Consider the following 3759-nt stretch of genomic DNA (forward strand, 5'->3'; position numbering starts at 1 on the left):
CCGGCGAGGCGTCGCACCGTCTTGGCATCCATAAGCTGCGCTGGCGGACCGCTGTCGGCGTCCCACCTTGCACTTTCACCCACCAAATCCGTCACCAGGAACACCTCTGCCGTCAAGTCGTTGGCGCGCAAGATCGGCCAGGCATGGTCGGCAAAGTTCTGGAAGCCGTCATCGAAGGTGATGAGCACCGGGCGGCCAACAAAGGGCTGGCGGTTGGCGATGGACTGTTCCAACTGCTCGGACCCAATCGCGTGAAAGCCATTGGCGCGCAGCCATGCCATCTGACTGGCGAACGCGGCGGGCGTGAGCCGAAAACGGGCAAGCCCGGCCGGCCCATCATCGGCGACGCTGTGATACATGAGGACCGGGATATGCGGCCGCCGCTCGCTGCGGGCGACGTCGCGGCGCAAGGCCCGCGCGCCCCCCCAGACGACTTTTCGCGCGACCCCGATTTCGAGTCGGGCGCGGACCGGCAAATGGTCAATCCTCGGTTCGGTCGCCACCTCGCCCGGCGACAGGCGACGGAAACGGTCTATGCGATAGAGTTCGGTCTGGATCGAGTGCTCGAGGACGAGGCCCTCGGTTGCCGACAGCGTCTCCGAAATCGCTTGCGCACCGAATGTGTTCCAGTCGAAGCCCGTCCTTTTCGGATCGTCACGCAGCACGAATGCGTGCGCGGTGACAAAACTGCCGCCAGGCGCCAACGCCTCGACAATTTTTTTAGCGATGCGCCGCAACTCATCGAGATCATCCAGGTAGTAGAGCACTTCCGAACAAAAGATCAGATCCATCCCGCCCGGCAGTGTGTCCGCATCGAAATCCAGCACGCCGAATTCAACATTAGATTGATCGCTGCACCGTTCGCGCGCTCGCTCGATGGCTATGGCGGAGACATCGGTTGCGGTCAGATGACCCACGCACGGCGAGAGCTGCCGCGTGAAATGGCCCTCGGCGCAGGCCAGTTCAAGCGCCCGGTCGATGTGGCCGGCAGGGAGAATTTCGAGCTGCCGCTCATATTTTTCCTGCTCATAGGACGAACCGTAGTTCCAGGGATCCTCGGTCGCGAAATAGCCATTCCAGAACGACGTGCGATCGTTGTCGCGCCTATCCCCGGCCCGTGCATGGCGGAGCGCTGGAGGCGGCTCGGTGGGTTCGGCGTTCGACCGTACCAGCTCCACCGCTTTCGCGGCCAATCGCTCGAGTTTGCCGAAGTGGCTGTCCGGATCTGACCCGCGTGTCAGTTGGTCCGGCGCCACGACATTTGCGGTCAATTCAATCCAGTGATGCCTTGCCACGGTCCCGAGCACGCCAAACTGCACGCGAGCCTCTATCTGGGCGTCCCGCATCAGCCAGGCATAGATTTGATCGATTCCTTCCGGAAGTTCGGTCGCGGCTGGATTTCGAGCATCGACCCGAAGTCCAAGTGTCAGCGCCAGCCGTCGCGGCGCGGCGAGATCGTCGAAGTCGAGAAGCATCTGTTCGAGGTGATACTGGACGCGGCGAGCCGCGACGGAATTTTCCCAAACCTTTCCGAGCCCGGTGATCAACCCGGTGAGGGCGCCGCCGAACCTGTCCCATCTGGCAGCCAATTGCGTCGGCGCGGTCAGGCTTCCTGCCACAACGCCATCCAAGGCCACCTCGGCGATCTGTCGCGCCCACTTGCGTTGCGCGGGGAGCGCGCGCAGGGACTGCGGGTCGATCGAACGCGAGCCGCTGCCGCAATCCGACGCGGCATTCCACAACGCGAACCACGCGAGGGCTTCAGATGCGGAGCGGCCGATCGTCTCGACCGCTCCATTGGCGTGAGCCGATGCCGGGTGTTTGACCCTGGGATCAGGAGAAAAACCGCGGGCGATCACGATTTCCGCATCTGCCAGCACCTGCCTTGAATTACGCGAGAGCGAGTTGGGGCTGGCCTGATAGAAAGCCAGCGGCTCGTCGACCATCACCCAATTTCTGCCTAGACGTGCGACGCGCTGCCACAGATCCCAGTTCTCGCAGGTACGCAGCGACACATCGAAACCGCCCAATTCGACAATTGTCTGCCGATCGACCAGGAGTGCGTTGGTCGGTATGGCACACTGGCGGGCGAATGTTTCGAAGGGCTGGATCGCAACCTCCGTTGGGATGCTCGACGCGGTGAGTTCGCCATCGGGCATCACGCGCTGGGAACCGCAATAGGCGGCCACTGCGTCGGGGGCGGTTTCCAGCGCGGCCAGCATCTTCGCCAGGAAGCTGGCATCCACCCAATCGTCCGCATCAAGAAACATGAGCCAGTTTCCGCGCGCTGTCGCAATCCCGCTATTGCGCGCGCGGGCGGCGCTATTCGCACAAGACCTCAATGCCCGAAAACGGCTATCGTGCTCCGCATAACGGGCGGCGATCGCGGGGGTGCGGTCCGTGGAGGCGTCGTCAACGATGATCGCCTCCCAATTCACTATTTTCTGGTTCAGAAGGCAATCGAGTGCACGCGCTAGCGTCACTTCGGCGTTGTGCGCCGGAACCACGATTGAAACCAAAGGATTATGCACCACGCCGTCTACCCGCGCCTGGTTCGAAGATAGGTCCCCATCAGCGCAACCCGCGGTCACCGGCATCATAACGGGTGCAATGGATATGGTAAACTGGGGTCTTTTGCAATCGCTGGGTGGCTAATCTTGCCGTGTGTATTCCCATTCAATTTTGGCAATGAAGCGCCTCTGTTGGGCTCTGCGCTAGCAGCCGTCGCGGCTCTCGACCGCTGCAGCCATGTCGCGCTCGAGACGCTGCAAAAGCTGCGGGTCGGGAGGCAGATTCGCGAGATCGATCAACATGGCCCAGGACCTATGGGTTCCAGGCTTTCCGGAGCATTCGGCGGACCGATTTCAGCCGGCGAGCGCAGGCCTCCAGACACGCCTCGGGAGCGCCCCAGTCGATTCCTTTAAAAAGAATCGCAAGCTCCGCCGGCCGACTACTACTAAGGCGGGGATGTCTATCATGATGCGCACGCACCTCTCTCAAGAGCCAAGGCGAGGCCATGGAAAGCGCGTTCGATATAGTCCGCGAGCTGATGGCCGAGGTAGGGCCGACGGACCTTGTTTGCACCGTCCGCGATGCCGGGGCTATCAGAACATGCAGATCACAGCCGCGGGCGCCGATTCGACGGTGCATGTAGGTGATCCACACGAACCCCTAGTAGCGCCAGAAGTCTCTACATCGCGCGTGGTGCCAGCATTCACTTGCGAATGATCCACTCCACCAACCGCGGATCGCCGTGAAGAGAAAAAGCCCGCCGCCGGGGGATGGGCGGCGGCGGGATCACAGGGTACTTGGGACGGGCCGGCCTCGAAACCGGGGAGCGCGGAGTGGGCGGCCCAGCACCGAACTGTGAGGGCGGCTACGTGTCCCATGAGAAAGCCCGTCGCAGCTAAAGCGCGTCGCCCTTTAAAGGATTCGGGATTCCCAGAGTGACGGTTTGATGATTCATTGCGGTGGAAGGGAGAACCGTGATGGGCAAGCCGTTACCGATGGCGTTGCGTAAGCGTGTTGCGGCGTTTGTGGATGAGGGCAACAGCAACCGTGAGGCGTCGCGTCATTTTAGGGTTTCGCCGAAGTTCGTGAACGATCTGATGAAGCTGCGCGCCGAGAGAGGTACGCTTGAGCCGCGCCGGCAAGGCCACGGCCCTGGCGGCGGCAAGCTGGCCGCTCATGCCGACTTCGTGCGCCAGCGGATGGCCGAGAATGGCGATCTGACGCTCGACGAACTGTGCGTGGAGCTGG

The 3759-nt window shown here is 62.2% G+C and carries 1 protein-coding gene and 1 pseudogene; one reads left to right on the forward strand and one right to left on the reverse strand.

All coding sequences use genetic code 11. The features are described from left to right. A partial coding sequence (locus EOA23_RS32515) for a glycosyltransferase (RefSeq protein ID WP_245474418.1) occupies window positions 1-2600 on the reverse strand: 2600 nt, incomplete at its 3' end. Between the two features lie 888 nt (window positions 2601-3488). Here EOA23_RS32515 and EOA23_RS32520 point away from each other — a divergent pair. Beyond that, window positions 3489-3759: pseudogene (locus tag EOA23_RS32520) on the forward strand (hypothetical protein); the annotation flags it as partial.

The organism is Mesorhizobium sp. M2A.F.Ca.ET.042.01.1.1 (assembly GCF_003997405.1).
GTDB lineage: Bacteria > Pseudomonadota > Alphaproteobacteria > Rhizobiales > Rhizobiaceae > Mesorhizobium.